General features: G+C 55.0%; 10 protein-coding genes. 8 read left to right on the top strand and 2 right to left on the bottom strand.

Going from position 1 to position 13,619, the window contains the following annotated elements; genetic code table 11:
- Window positions 1-318 precede the first annotated feature (318 nt).
- Window positions 319-2,250 carry a sigma-54-dependent Fis family transcriptional regulator gene (locus AAGR08_RS22525; RefSeq protein ID WP_345830304.1) on the bottom strand — a complete coding sequence of 644 codons (1,932 nt, stop codon included), beginning with the start codon at window positions 2,248-2,250 and terminating at the stop codon, window positions 319-321.
- 272 nt (window positions 2,251-2,522) lie between these two features.
- Between AAGR08_RS22525 and ssuD the strand changes: the two genes are divergently transcribed.
- From ssuD to AAGR08_RS22485, 8 genes are all read left to right on the top strand, one after another.
- Window positions 2,523-3,695: an FMNH2-dependent alkanesulfonate monooxygenase gene (gene ssuD, locus AAGR08_RS22520; protein WP_345830302.1), complete on the top strand. Its 1,173-nt coding sequence runs from the start codon at window positions 2,523-2,525 to the stop codon at window positions 3,693-3,695.
- A gap of 14 nt (window positions 3,696-3,709) precedes the next feature.
- Complete coding sequence (locus tag AAGR08_RS22515; RefSeq protein WP_345830300.1) at window positions 3,710-5,116, top strand: FAD/NAD(P)-binding protein; 1,407 nt, start codon at window positions 3,710-3,712, stop codon at window positions 5,114-5,116.
- A gap of 75 nt (window positions 5,117-5,191) precedes the next feature.
- Window positions 5,192-6,586, top strand: coding sequence for an LLM class flavin-dependent oxidoreductase (locus tag AAGR08_RS22510; protein ID WP_345830299.1), 1,395 nt, complete (start codon window positions 5,192-5,194; stop codon window positions 6,584-6,586).
- A complete protein-coding gene (locus tag AAGR08_RS22505) occupies window positions 6,583-7,602 on the top strand; it encodes a methionine ABC transporter ATP-binding protein (RefSeq protein ID WP_097098225.1) in 1,020 nt (339 codons plus the stop codon). The genes AAGR08_RS22510 and AAGR08_RS22505 overlap by 4 nt, the downstream gene beginning before the upstream one ends.
- On the top strand, window positions 7,599-8,297 hold the full coding sequence (locus AAGR08_RS22500) for a methionine ABC transporter permease (RefSeq protein ID WP_097098226.1): 699 nt from the start codon (window positions 7,599-7,601) through the stop codon (window positions 8,295-8,297). The genes AAGR08_RS22505 and AAGR08_RS22500 overlap by 4 nt, the downstream gene beginning before the upstream one ends.
- Complete coding sequence (locus tag AAGR08_RS22495; protein WP_097098227.1) at window positions 8,294-9,169, top strand: MetQ/NlpA family ABC transporter substrate-binding protein; 876 nt, start codon at window positions 8,294-8,296, stop codon at window positions 9,167-9,169. The genes AAGR08_RS22500 and AAGR08_RS22495 overlap by 4 nt, the downstream gene beginning before the upstream one ends.
- A gap of 176 nt (window positions 9,170-9,345) precedes the next feature.
- Window positions 9,346-10,779 (top strand): MFS transporter, encoded by a 1,434-nt coding sequence (locus AAGR08_RS22490; RefSeq protein WP_097098228.1) that lies wholly within the window; start codon window positions 9,346-9,348, stop codon window positions 10,777-10,779.
- A 3-nt stretch (window positions 10,780-10,782) separates the two neighbouring features.
- A complete protein-coding gene (locus tag AAGR08_RS22485; protein WP_345830296.1) occupies window positions 10,783-11,997 on the top strand; it encodes an acyl-CoA dehydrogenase family protein in 1,215 nt (404 codons plus the stop codon).
- A gap of 515 nt (window positions 11,998-12,512) precedes the next feature.
- Here the strand turns inward: AAGR08_RS22485 and AAGR08_RS22480 are convergent.
- Complete coding sequence (locus AAGR08_RS22480) at window positions 12,513-13,460, bottom strand: sulfonate ABC transporter substrate-binding protein (RefSeq protein ID WP_345830294.1); 948 nt, start codon at window positions 13,458-13,460, stop codon at window positions 12,513-12,515.
- Between the last annotated feature and the right edge of the window lie 159 nt (window positions 13,461-13,619).

Raw genomic sequence — 13,619 nt, 5'->3', positions numbered from 1 at the left:
CCTATCTACTTTGTCAGCATGGTTAAATTCACCAGAAATCTTTAACCTGCTGCGGCCTATTTGACCAGCTGAATGCTTAATCAGCTTCAATAGCACTATGCAAAGTTTCTGCAATTACCATGCATGAAATTTCAAAGGCTCGCCATACTAATTTCATGTATAACTTAATGATTATAAGGGTTTTTTGTAATTAATTTCAGCCTGAAATCGCCCTGTATACGCTTTGGCACTGTTTCGCGATGATGCAATAAAATTTATTAGCCAGATGATATGCAATGATTTATCCACAGAAAGCGTGGATAACTTTACTGTCCTGGCCTACTCAATGAGTGCCAACGCTGATGAAAACTGCCAAATCGCATCACGCACTCGCACCGGTTTATTAATCAGTCCCAACGCATAAAAACGGTCGGCAATTATCTGCTGTTCCTTTATGACTTCAAAAGCCATTGCACGGGTTTTATGACTGCGGCGCGTCAGTGCACGTTCCACTGCTGCCATTTCCAGCCCTAGCTCTTGCGCTAACATTGCAGATGCTTCGTGACGATGGCTATCAATGAATGAGCCAGTTTGCTGTAAGCTCTCCACCAGCTGTCTGAGAATATCATCGTGCTTTTCAACATAATCACGACGAGCAAGATAGAACTGGTGATTATTTACCTGCCCTTCACCATTAACTAAAATGCGCAGATCAGGATTACTTTCTGCCGCGCTGAGTAGCGGGTCCCACATCATCCATGCATCAATCGAAAGATAATCGCTAGCCGTCAAAGGATATTTTGGCGGAGTGTAGACCACTTTCAGTTCCTCCAGGCCGATTCCCGCTTCTTCCAGCAACTGCAGCAGTAACCAGTGAACGTTAGAACCTTTATTGACCGATATGCGTTTGCCGCGCAGATCCTCGACTGTGCGAATATCACTTCCGCGCGGCACAACAATACCCACGCTGCTCGGTGCGGGCGGTTCCCAGGCGATATAGGTCACACTGCTGCCGTTAGCTTGTGCAAAGATAGGAGGCACCTCACCGGTGGTTCCAAAGTCGATCTCATTGTTTTGCAGTGCGTAGAGCAATTGTGGACCAGCAGGAAATTCACTCCAGAGCACGCTGATCCCCTGCTCAGCGAAGACATGTTCCAGGCTTTGACGTGCTTTCAATACACCCAGATTGCCAAATTTTTGATAACCAATACGTAATTCTCGCTCTTCTTTACCCTGAATAAAGGCATTCGGTGATGACAATGCCGCTTTGCGCCGTCCTTTAATCATTCCCTGATTTGCCAAATGCGTACGTAGGGTGTGCCGACTAATACCCAATAGCGCCGCTGCCTGAGTTTGATTCTGGTCGGTCATTTCAAGCGCGTTACTAATCAGGCTATTGATGACGCGATCGAAGAGTTGCTGCGGCTGGCTGATCAGCTGTTGTTGCAGAAAACTGTCGAGAGTGGAATCCGACAACTCATGCAAGCCTCGTTCACTGTAACCAGCAATACGTAGTTGAGCGGGTGTTAATGTCTCTTCGCGGCTAAGCAGCACGGCATTATGTAAGGTATTTTCCAGCTCACGAATATTGCCGGGCCAGTTGTATTCCAGCAGCGCTTCCAAAGCATCTGGGGAGAGGTGTCTTGCAGGACGTCCGAGTCGGCGGGCATAGCGCGTGAGGAAATGTTGAGCCAACAGTGGAATGTCTTCGCGACGCTGGCGCAGCGGAGGTAAAGGAACCACCGCAATATTGAGACGATAAAACAGATCTTCGCGGAAGCGCCGTTCACGGATCGCCTGCGCCAAATCAACGTGGGTAGCCGCAATCACGCGCACATCTACCTTTACTGATTTGCGTGAACCTACACGTGTGATCTCACGCTCCTGCAAAACGCGCAGCAGTTTAACCTGCAATGACGGACTCAGTTCACCGATCTCATCGAGCAGTAATGTTCCGCCTTGTGCCGATTCGAACCAGCCGGGATGCGCCTGCGTAGCACCAGTAAATGCCCCTTTCTCATGGCCGAACAGTTCCGCCTCAGCTAGGCTCTCGGTTAATGCGCCACAGTTAACCGCCAGGAAAGGGCCGTGGCGCCGTTGGCTATGATGATGCAAATAGCGTGCGACCACTTCTTTACCCGTACCGGTTTCACCGACTATCAGCACGGTTGCATCGGTTGGAGCGAATTTATCTAGCAGAGATTGGAACGCCAGTGAAGCCGGGTCGACCAGGCGTGGAGAATCGGTATGGTTGGCATAGGTGGTTAACATGGAGTCACTCCTTAAACAGCATAGCGCTAAGCTAAATGCTCACAGAGACTATTAACACCATGTAAAAAGCATAAGCTGTTGCATATGCAGCAATAGCTGTTGTGACTGAGTTGCAATTGCAACTGAGCAGTCCGCACTTGTAAAAGGTAACTGGTTGAATTTAAGCGGTTATCATTATTTTCCAACCTGGCACGGATTCTGCTAACACCTATATAACTAAATAAGCAGTTCAAATTGATCATTTTTTAATAAAGTTATATAGGAAAAGCATAATGGCCGATTCCGAGAACGATAAAATTAATGTCTTCTGGTTTTTACCGACACACGGTGATGGACGGTACCTGGGCACCGCTGAAGGCGGTCGCCCAGTCGATTTAGCCTATCTGCAGCAAGTTGCACTCGCCGCAGACAACCTCGGCTTTTATGGCGTGTTAATTCCAACGGGCAAAAGCTGCGAGGACTCCTGGCTGGTTGCGTCGGCATTAGCGCCAATTACGCGTCGTCTGCGTTATCTGGTTGCGGTACGTCCCGGTTTGCAGCCGCCTACGCTCGCCGCACGTATGGCAACCACACTGGATCGTCTGTCTGAAGGCCGTTTACTGATTAATGTGGTGACAGGTGGTGATCCGATTGAGAACAAAGGAGATGGCATTTTCCTTAACCACAGTGAACGCTATGAGGTCACCAAAGAGTTTCTGGATGTCTATAGTCGGCTGATGCGTGGCGAGAAAGTGGATTACGAAGGAAAGCACATTCACGTTGAAGGAGCAGAAGTTCTGTTCCCGCCGGTACAGGAAAACGGTCCGCCGCTCTATTTTGGTGGTTCATCCGATGCCGCTATCGATGTTGCGGCGGAGCAGATTGATACCTATCTCACCTGGGGCGAACCGCCTGCGCAGGTAGCTGAGAAGCTGGAAGTGGTGCGTGCACGTGCGGAGCAGCGCGGGCGTAAGCTTGAATACGGTATCCGCTTGCACGTTATTGTGCGCGAGACCGAAGACGAAGCCAAAGCGGCGGCAGAGAAGTTGATCGCCCACCTTGATGAAGAGACTATCGCCCAGGCGCAGAAGATCTTTGCGCGTATGGATTCCGCCGGTCAGGCGCGTATGAGCGCCTTGCACAACGGCTCGCGCGATAATCTCTACATCTCGCCGAATTTGTGGGCGGGTGTGGGGCTGGTGCGTGGTGGAGCAGGAACCGCGTTAGTCGGCAGCCCTGAACAGGTAGCTGAACGGATACGCGAATATCAGGCGTTAGGCGTAACCAACTTTATCCTGTCAGGTTATCCGCATCTGGAAGAAGCCCATCGCGTGGCTGAACTGTTGTTACCGCTGCTCCCTCTGGCGAACGGACAGCAGCAGCGCGCGCGCACCATTAATACCGGCCCGTTTGGCGAAACTATTGGCGGCGATAAGCGTCCTTCAAAACAGGCGAGCGCCAGCTAATGCAGGAGAAGGCAATGGCAACTGCACGGGTGATCATCGTCGGTGGCGGCTTCAGCGGTACGGCGCTGGCGATTCATCTCGCGCGTCAGTCGTCAACTGCGTTACAGATTACAGTGGTCGAACCGCGTGCCACTCTTGGCGGCGGTGTTGCCTATTCCACACCGGAACCTGCGCATCGCATTAATGTTCCCGCTGCGCGCATGCAACTCAGTGGGGAAGAGCAGGGCGCATTTGATCGCTGGTTTCGCAATCAGCCAGAATGTTCACTGGATTCATCAGCCCATTGCGCTGACGGCGCTGTTTATCCGCAGCGCGGTATGTTTGGACGTTATCTGGCGGAACAGTTTGCTGCGGCGGCAAAAGCGCATCCACAGATTACACTGCGCCACATTCAGGCCAGTGCGGTCGCCTGGGAAGGAGAGCAGCTGTTACTCAGTAATGGTGAGGCGTTACAGGGAGACGTGCTGGCGCTGGCGGTAAGTCATCCGCCACCGTCGTTGCCGCGTGCGTTACGGCCTTTCACGTCACATCCCGGGTTGATTGCCAATCCGTGGCAGCATGGCGTTCTCGATGCCATCAAACCTGACGCATCAGTAGCGATCATCGGAAGCGGGCTCAGTATGGCAGATGTCGTGGCGTCGTTAGGCACCCGCCAGCATCAAGGCTCGCTCATCGCCTTCTCGCGCCGTGGGCAGCTTTCTCGTGACAATCTGAGCGGTGACTGGCCGGAGTGGACGCTGGCTCCGCAGATCGTCCCTACTGCCCGCGCGTGGCTTCATCACATTCGAGCGGAAGTGGTGCGTGCCGCCGAACAGCAGTTACCGTGGCAGCGCGTGCTGGATCAGGTGCGCGTGCAGGGGCAGGAGATCTGGCAATCGTTGCCGCTGCGCGAACAGCAGCGGTTTGCTCGTCATTTACGCTCGTGGTGGGATGTTCATCGCTACCGCATTGCGCCGCAGGTTTCCACCGTCATCCGTCAACGTCAGCAGCTGGGCAGCCTGAAGGTGCTGGCTGCGCGTCTTGACAATATCGCCGCAAAGGGCGATCGGTTAGCGATCGCGTTGCGCTTACGCAATGGCTCCGTGGAGACACACCATGTCGACCATTTAATTGTCACCACCGGGCCCGGACATGCCGCCTTAACCGCCAGCCAGCCGCTGCTGCAATCGTTGAGCCAGCAAGGTGTGATTCGCGCTGACCAATTGGGTTTTGGCATTGATGTAGATAGCCATTCGCATACGCTCAACCGCGAAGGTCAGCCAAACGCGCGCCTGTTTGTGGTTGGCCCGGCTGCACGAGCGCGCTTTGGTGAACTGATGGGCTTACCGCAGGTAGCCGATCACGCCGCCGACGTGGCGACCCAGATTTTAGAAGAATTGCAAATCGCTCACGCCGAGCGATGTCCCCCTTCAGCGCTTTAATCTCTCAACATCCTAAAAAATTAACTGACGAACGCCGGGTCGTAACACGATCACGGCCTCGCTATGGAGATTGCTATGCCATCGCAACGTGAAATACGCTTGAATGCATTTGATATGAACTGTGTCGGACACCAGTCGCCGGGCCTGTGGGCGCATCCGCGTGACCGCTCCTGGCAGTATAAAGATTTGGAATATTGGGTGGATTTAGCGCGCCTGTTAGAGCGCGGTAAATTCGATGGTCTGTTCATTGCCGATGTGCTTGGCATCTATGACGTATTAAACGGCAACGGCGATGCAGCTATTCGCCAGGCTACGCAGGTACCGGTTAACGATCCGCTGGCGTTGATCACGCCGATGGCGCTGGTTACGGAACACCTCGGATTTGGCCTTACCGCGTCGTTATCGTTTGAACATCCTTATCCGTTTGCACGCCGCCTGTCCACGCTCGATCACCTGACCAAAGGGCGAGTTGGCTGGAATATCGTGACTTCTTATCTGGAGAGCGGCGCACGCAATATCGGCCACAAGGCGCAAACCGATCACGATAGCCGTTACGATTACGCCGATGAATATCTGCAGGTGGTGTACAAGTTGCTGGAAGGCAGCTGGGAACAGGATGCCGTACTGCGCGATCGAGAGCGCCGTATTTTCAGCGACCCGAGCAAAATCCATCCTATCAATCATCAGGGTACCTTCTTCAACGTACCCGGTATTCACCTGTGCGAGCCGTCCCCGCAGCGCACACCCGTGTTGTATCAGGCCGGTGCTTCAAGCCGTGGCAAACAGTTTGCTGCTGAGCATGCCGAATGCGTGTTCGTGGCGGCACCTTCAAAAGTGCTGCTGAAGAAAACCGTCGCGGATATCCGTCGCCGTGCCGTAGAGGCGGGACGCGATCCGTACAGTATTAAAATCTTCAATCTGCAAACCGTGATTGTTGGCGAAACCGATCAGGCGGCGCAGGCGAAATGGAAAGAGTACACCAACTGGGTCAGCTATGAAGGCGCGCTGGCGCTGGTATCAGGCTGGACCGGCATCGACTTCGGCCAGTATCAGCCGGACCAGGTATTGAAATATATCCACACCAATGCGATTCAGTCGGCGGTTGAAACCTTCTCCACCGCCGATCCCGATCGCCAGTGGACGGTTAAAGCGCTGGCGGATTGGGTTGGTATTGGCGGCTTTGGTCCATTGATTGTGGGTAGCGCGGAAACCGTCGCCGATGAGTTGCAGGGCTGGGTAGAGGATACCGACGTTGATGGCTTTAACTTTGCCTACGCGTTGACGCACGAAACCTTTGAAGATGTCGTAGAGCTACTGATTCCGGAACTGCAAAAGCGCGGCGTCTATAAAAAAGAGTACGCGCAGGGCACGCTGCGCGAAAAGCTATTCGCCGCCGGTCCACAGCTACAAGCGCCGCATCCGGGCGCGGGTTACCGCGTGAAAACCTCCGCGCCGCAGGAGGTCTCATGATCGAGATAGATCAGCTGAGTAAGCACTATCGCGCACCCGATGGGCGCCTAACCGAGGTGTTGCAATCCATCAATTTGCAAGTACCGCAGGCCAATATCACGGCAGTAGTGGGGCCAAGCGGTGCGGGAAAATCCACGCTCGCGAAGTGCATCAGCCTGCTGGAGCAACCGAGCTCGGGCAGTATTCGCGTCAACGGCAGCGATCTCTCCCGGCTGGATGGCGAAGCGCTGCGCCAGGCGCGTCGCTCAATCGGCACGGTGTTCCAGTCTTCCGCGCTGCTACAACGCAAAACGGCGTGGGAAAACATCGCTTTACCTCTGCGCTATCTCGGCGTGGTGGATCGCGATATTACCGCACGCGTCGGTGAACTGCTGGAGAGCGTTGGCCTCAGTCACAAAGCCAAAGCCTATCCCAGCCAGCTTTCCGGCGGCCAGCGTCAGCGTATCGGCATCGCACGTGCGCTGGCGCTGCGTCCGACGGTTCTGCTGGCGGATGAAGCGACTTCCGGACTCGATCCTGAAGCCACGGTAACCATCCTCGATCTGCTGAAAAAGCTGCGTGATGACTACAAGTTGGCGATTGTGCTAATCACCCATGAAATGGACGCGGTACGTCAGGCTGCCGATGCGGTGGCAGAAATCCGCGACGGCCAGATTGTGCAGTACGGCGTGGTGAAAGCGTTGCTGGCGCAGCCTGACTCTGCGCTGGGCCAGCGGTTGCTCCCGCTGGCAGCACAAGCGAGTGATGCCGAGCTGGTGTTGCAGCTCAGTTATCGCACCGATGTGCCGGTCACCAGCGACTGGATCTCACGTCTTAGTCAGCAGTTCGGTTTACGCATTGATTTACTCGGCGCGCACGTTGAGCAGGTTAACGGTTTGCAAGCTGGACGCCTGCAGGTGGGCATTCACTTCCAGCATGAGCGTCTCCCGCTGGCACGTTTACTGGCCCAGTTTGAGCAGCTGGGCCTGATAGCCAGCGTTTCCGGCAGCGTATTGCCATTGAGGGAGGCAGTATGAGCGTATCGGTAATGAGCCAGGATACACCGTGGCCAGAGATTCCGGCATTAATGCTGCCCGCGCTTGGCGAAACGGCATTGATGGTGGTTATCGTGATGCTCTTTGTGGTCACGTTCGGCGGCGTGGTGGGCGTAGTACTGTTTAACACCTCGGCACGCGGTCTGTTCCCGCATCGTGGCATTCATCGGGTGCTGAGTTGGATCGTCAACATGGGCCGTTCGCTGCCGTTTCTGGTGCTAATGGCGGCTATCATTCCGTTTACCTTCTGGCTGACGGGCACCACCATCGGTATTCCGGCGGCGGTGGTGCCGATGATTGCCGCAGGTATTCCATTCTTTGGTCGGCTGGTGGATAACGCACTGCGCGAACTGCCCGGCGAAGTGACGGCCGTTGGCCTGGTATGCGGTGGTTCGCGCTGGCAAATCATCCGTTCGGCTCAGCTCAGTGAAGCGCTGCCGGCGATTGTCGCCGCCGTCACGTTGAACCTGATCTCCATGATTGAGTACTCCGCCATTGCCGGCACCATCGGCGCGGGCGGCATTGGTTATCTGGCGGTAGTGTACGGCTACCAGCGCTTCGACAACCACATCATGATCGCCACCATCGTGGTGCTGATCGCGCTTATTCAAACGATTCAATTTCTCGGCGACCGTTTGGTCACCGCATTACGTCATCCCCAGGGGACATCGCTATGACAACACAAGATTTTGAGCTGCGGAAGACGCGGCGCTGGCCATGGTTGCTACTGATTATAGTGGTCGTTGTGCTCGCCGCAGGCGGGTGGTTCTGGCGCAGCCAGCAGCCGCAGGCCGTGGTATTTGGCAGCACGTTAAAAATACATTTTGAGCCAGCGATGGCGGGCGAGCAGAAGCTGATTGAATACGTCGGTGAGCACATCGCGCCGGATTATGGTTTGAAACTCGAAGCCGTGGGCGTGCAGGACCCGGTGCAGGCGGACCGCGCGGTAGCGGAAGGGCAATATGCCGCCACGGTGTATCAGCATCAGTGGTGGTTGAAGCAAGTAGTAGATGCCAACGGCTTCGCGCTCACGTCGGCACTGCCGCTGTTCCAGTGGGCGTTTGGTATTTACTCCGATCGTTACAAATCAGTGGCGGATTTACCGCAGGGCGCAACGATTGTCGTACCGGATGACGGTGCCAATCAGGGGCAGGCACTCTGGTTACTGGCGCGTCAGGGTTTAATTACGCTGGATCCAAATGTCGAGCCGCGCACCGCGAAGCTAAAGAATATTGTCGGCAACCCACATGGATTTGTTTTTAAAGAGCTTGATCTGTTGACTATGCCGCGTGCGCTGAATTCGGTTGATGCGGCGATTGGCTACGTGTCGCAGTTTGATGCCGGTAAGGTGCCGCGCGAGAAAGGCATTCTCTTCCCACCTGCGCCGCGCACTTTTGCCTCGCAGCTGGTAATCGGCACGCCGTATCTGGACCAGGAAAACATCGAGAAGCTGAAAAAAGCGTTCTCCGATCCGCGCGTACAGCAATGGCTGAAGACTACCGACGATCCGCTGGTGAAAGGGGTGTTGGTGCCGGTTTCTGCTGACTAATCTGCAGGTTAACCCATCCCCCGGACTCGCCGTGCGCGTCCGGGTTTTTCTGTTTGGTTTTTTATTTAACTAATTGATATTTATGTAAATTAATATCAATAAATGTTGTTTTGGCGCGGCTTAATAAGCGTTTATAACTCCCTCACCTGCACTACAAAACAACAACGTGAGGCGTTATGAGTTCTCTTCCTTTAGAAAACACCATCCCGGTTTCAGAACCGGTCCGTTCGGTCAGTGATGTGGCAAGACTGATCAACACCCGCAGTAAAACCAACAATTATGCGCGAATGATTGTATTCCTCGCGCTCGGCGGCGTATTTCTTGACGCCTACGATCTCACCACGCTGTCTTACGGTATTGACGATGTGGTGCGCGAGTTTCAACTCTCGCCGCTGCTGACCGGTTTGGTTACATCATCAATTATGGTTGGCACCATTGTCGGCAACCTGGTCGGCGGCTGGCTGACGGACAAATATGGCCGCTATTCGGTGTTTATGGCCGATATGCTGTTCTTTGTCGTCTCGGCAATTGCCGCAGGATTAGCGCCAAACGTGTGGGTGTTGATTGGCGCGCGTTTCCTGATGGGTGTCGGCGTAGGTATCGATCTACCGGTGGCTATGTCCTATCTGGCGGAATTCTCCAAATTTGCCGGTAAAGGCAACAAAGCAGCGCGACTCGCTGCCTGGTGCCCGATGTGGTATGCCGCTTCTACGCTCTGCTTCCTGCTGATCTTTGCGCTCTATTTCCTGCTGCCGAAAGATCATCTTGATTGGTTGTGGCGTGCGTCGCTGCTGTTCGGTGCGGTGCCCGCGCTGTTGATCATCGCGGTGCGCAGCAAGTTTATGAACGAGTCGCCGTTGTGGGCCGCTAATCAGGGCGATCTCAAGTCGGCTGTGCGTATCCTGCGCGACTCCTATGGTATTCATGCCCATGCAGCCGAACCGGAAGCGCCACCAGCTGCTGCCGCGCCGAAGGTCAGCTTCCGCGTGCTATTCCAAAAACCCTGGCGTGAACGCACCATCGTCGCGGGCGTGATGAACATTTGCATCTCATTTGAATACACCGCAATTGCCTTCTTCCTGCCGTCGATTCTCGCGCAGTTCCTGGGAGCGGGGGTGTTTGAAACTATTTCGGCGTCGCTTGGCCTCAATGCGTTGTTTGCCTTTACTGGCGGTCTGCTCGGTATGCGTCTGGCGTGGAAATATCCGTCGCGCCACGTGGCAATTGCCGGATTTGCACTGCAGTTCTTTGCGCTGATTGCGCTGGCGTTGATTGGTCATCCTGAAGCGATTGCCGGTATTGTTTTCGCCATCCTGATGCTTGGCCTGTGGCTGTTTGCCGAAGGTTTTGGTCCAGGCGCGCAGCTGATGGTTTATCCGGCGCTTTCCTATCCCACTTCTATTCGCGCCACCGGCGTGGGCTTTAGTCGTGCGCTCTCAGGCATTGGTAGCGCACTGGCGCTATTTATTCTGCCGCTTCTGCAGGCGGCACTTGGCACCAATATGTTCTGGGTGGTTTCACTGGCAGCAATTATTCCGATCTTCTTCCTGCTGGCGGTGCGCCACGAGCCTACGCGCCATGACATCGATGATCTTTCACATCAGGAGTGAGCCATGAGCTTATTAGTGACAGAAACCCATTACGACACGCTGGCGGCGCATTTCCGTCCGGTGTTTGCGCGCATCGCACAAGGTGCGGTGGAACGCGAGCATGTGCGCACTTTGCCCCATCAACCCATCATCTGGTTGAAAGAGGCGGGGTTCGGCACGGTGCGGGTTCCGAAAGAGAAGGGCGGGTGGGGCGCATCGCTGCCGCAGCTGTTTCAGCTGCTAATCGAGCTGGCGGAAGCTGACTCTAATCTGCCACAGGCGCTGCGCGCACATTTTGCGTTTGTTGAAGATCGACTCAACCAGCCGGACAGCCCAGAGCGTGATGGCTGGTTCCGCCGCTTTATTGATGGTGAGCTGGTGGGCAGCGGTTGGACGGAAATTGGCGCGGTAAAACTGGGTGATGTGATTACCCGGGTCACTCCTGGTGAAGCGGGCTGGACGCTGAACGGCGAGAAGTTTTACAGCACCGGTACGCTGTTCGCCGACTGGATTGACGTCTATGCACGCCGCAACGACAACCAGGGCGATGTTATCGCTCTGGTGAACACTCACCAACCCGGCGTCACGCGTGAAGATGACTGGGACGGATTTGGCCAGCGCTTAACCGGCAGCGGCACCACGCGTTTCGCCAATGCCCATGTTGAGCAGGAGCACGTCTATGATTTCGCGACGCGTTTCCGCTATCAGACTGCTTTTTATCAGCATGTGTTGTTAGCGACGCTTGCAGGAATCGGACGCGCGGTGGCGCGAGACGGCGCACAATCGGTGGCAGCGCGCAAGCGAGTTTACAGCCATGGCAACGCGGGGGCGGCACGTCAAGATGCGCAGCTATTGCAGGTGATCGGCGAAATCACCAGTCTGGCGTTTGCAGTCGAAGCCACGGTAATTCGCGCGACCCATTCACTGCAATCAGCATATGTTGCGCATGTGAGCAGCGATGAGGCGCAAATCGTAGCGGCGAATGTGTTGGCTGAAGCCGAAGCGGGCCAGGCACAGGTGATAGCCAGCGAACTGGTCACGCGCGCAGCGACCGAGTTATTTAACGCTTTGGGGGCATCCGATACGCGCGTCAGCAAGGCGCTGGATCGCCACTGGCGCAATGCACGAACTGTCTCGTCACATAATCCGGTGGTCTATAAGGCGCGTGATATCGGTGACTGGAAAGTGAATGGCAACGCACCCACCAGCATCTGGCAGATTGGCGCGGGAGAGGGCTGATAAATTCAGGTGCGCGTCATGCGCACCGTACCAAAGCCTTGCTAAATAATCCTGGGGTCACCATTCATGGTGTAATACCGCTCAGTTAAGCACTGAGCGACTTTCGTTCGCCATCGGCTGAGGCAGTTGCAGTTCTGCCGTGCGGCGACCGAGCAGAGGACGCCTGGCCGCGCCCTCTGCACTCCCGGGCCCTGCGCCAGCCCATCCCGCCGCTGCGCGGTGCCTTCACTCACTCACGATTCCTGACGGACCGGCGGCGATTCGCTCCTGCTCAGCGCCGCCTCTCGCCGCATCCCTGCGGCTCGCCCTGGAATCGCTCACTCGTTCAGCGGGCTGGGATGTCGCCTCAACACCCACGCTGCAGCAGCGAAGCCTTCTCTTAACTCACCATCGCTGACTGTCACGTAGGGTCGCCATTCATGGCGACCAGGTTACCTCTGCGGTGTCTGTACGCGGCTCAGAGCATGCTTAAATGATGAGCATTACGCCATTCATGGTGACCAGTCAGTAATGACTTACTTCTTATCCAGCGACCAGGTTGCGCTGCGCACATCCACTTTCACTGGCAGCAAGCCAACTCGCGTAAAGGTATCCGCTAACGCCTGCTGTTCGTCAAACACCTGCGGTGTCATGCGCGATGCGCCATATGGCAGACGCTTTAAGGTGGTTTGCCAGATGGTTTTATCCAGCCCGGTGGACTTCGACAGAATCGCGGCGGCTTCATCCTGGTTCTTATTCGCCCAGTCGCTCAGCTTGCTCAGCTCATCTACGACCTGCTTAGCAGTATCAGGATGACCGTCGGCAAACGGACGGCTGGCGAGATAGAAGGTGTAATGCGGTACTAAGCCTTCGGCATTGCGGATTTCACGGGCATCGGCGTTCGCTTCCACTTCAGCAAGGTACGGATCCCAAATCACCCACGCATCAATCGCACCTTTCTGGAAAGCGGCGCGGGCATCGGCGGGTGGCAGATACACCGGCTTAACATCTTTGTAGTTAAGCCCGGCGTCTTCCAGCGCCTTCACCAGCAGGTAGTTCACATCAGAGCCTTTATTAAGGCCAACGCGTTTATCTTTCAAATCAGCCACACTTTTAATTGGCGAATCTTTTGGCACCACAATCGCTTCGGTTTTGGGATTTGCTGGCGAATGGCCGAGATAGATCAAGTCTGCTTTTGCCGCCTGCGCGAAGGCGGGTGGGGCATCGCCCGTCGCCGCCAAATCAATGCTGCCAACGTTTAACCCTTCCAGCATTTGCGGGCCCGCCGGGAATTCTACCCAACGAATAGTGATACCTTCTTTTTTGAAGGTTTCATCTAGCGTGCCGCGGTATTTCAGCAGCGCAAAGATATTGGCTTTTTGATAGCCGATGGTAACGGTCTCTGGATTAGCGGCAAAGGCGTGTGTGGAGAGCAGGCCAACGCTGAGCGCCAACGCGCTCAGGACAGGAAGTTTTACTTTCATGATGTTTCTCTCGTGGTTTTTTTTGCCACCTTAGCAAAGCGCTTATATAACCAATAAATAACTAATTTCGATCGCTTATAACTGATTTTTATGTGATCTGGATCGTTCACTGTAGTCAGCATTCAGCGTGTCCTTAAGACAACGATTTCCATAGATGCC

Source organism: Pantoea sp. BRR-3P (assembly GCF_039621635.1).
In the GTDB taxonomy this organism is placed as follows: Bacteria; Pseudomonadota; Gammaproteobacteria; order Enterobacterales; family Enterobacteriaceae; genus Pantoea; species Pantoea floridensis.
Note: the sequence above shows the minus strand (reverse complement) of the source record. Positions and strands in the feature narration are given on the sequence as shown.

What these genes read in the sequence shown, in the direction of transcription:
- AAGR08_RS22525 (WP_345830304.1), bottom strand. Translation starts at nt 2,250, where the DNA reads ATGTTAACCACCTATGCCAACCATACCGATTCTCCACGCCTGGTCGAC.
- ssuD (WP_345830302.1), top strand. Translation starts at nt 2,523, where the DNA reads ATGGCCGATTCCGAGAACGATAAAATTAATGTCTTCTGGTTTTTACCG.
- AAGR08_RS22515 (WP_345830300.1), top strand. Translation starts at nt 3,710, where the DNA reads ATGGCAACTGCACGGGTGATCATCGTCGGTGGCGGCTTCAGCGGTACG.
- AAGR08_RS22510 (WP_345830299.1), top strand. Translation starts at nt 5,192, where the DNA reads ATGCCATCGCAACGTGAAATACGCTTGAATGCATTTGATATGAACTGT.
- AAGR08_RS22505 (WP_097098225.1), top strand. Translation starts at nt 6,583, where the DNA reads ATGATCGAGATAGATCAGCTGAGTAAGCACTATCGCGCACCCGATGGG.
- AAGR08_RS22500 (WP_097098226.1), top strand. Translation starts at nt 7,599, where the DNA reads ATGAGCGTATCGGTAATGAGCCAGGATACACCGTGGCCAGAGATTCCG.
- AAGR08_RS22495 (WP_097098227.1), top strand. Translation starts at nt 8,294, where the DNA reads ATGACAACACAAGATTTTGAGCTGCGGAAGACGCGGCGCTGGCCATGG.
- AAGR08_RS22490 (WP_097098228.1), top strand. Translation starts at nt 9,346, where the DNA reads ATGAGTTCTCTTCCTTTAGAAAACACCATCCCGGTTTCAGAACCGGTC.
- AAGR08_RS22485 (WP_345830296.1), top strand. Translation starts at nt 10,783, where the DNA reads ATGAGCTTATTAGTGACAGAAACCCATTACGACACGCTGGCGGCGCAT.
- AAGR08_RS22480 (WP_345830294.1), bottom strand. Translation starts at nt 13,460, where the DNA reads ATGAAAGTAAAACTTCCTGTCCTGAGCGCGTTGGCGCTCAGCGTTGGC.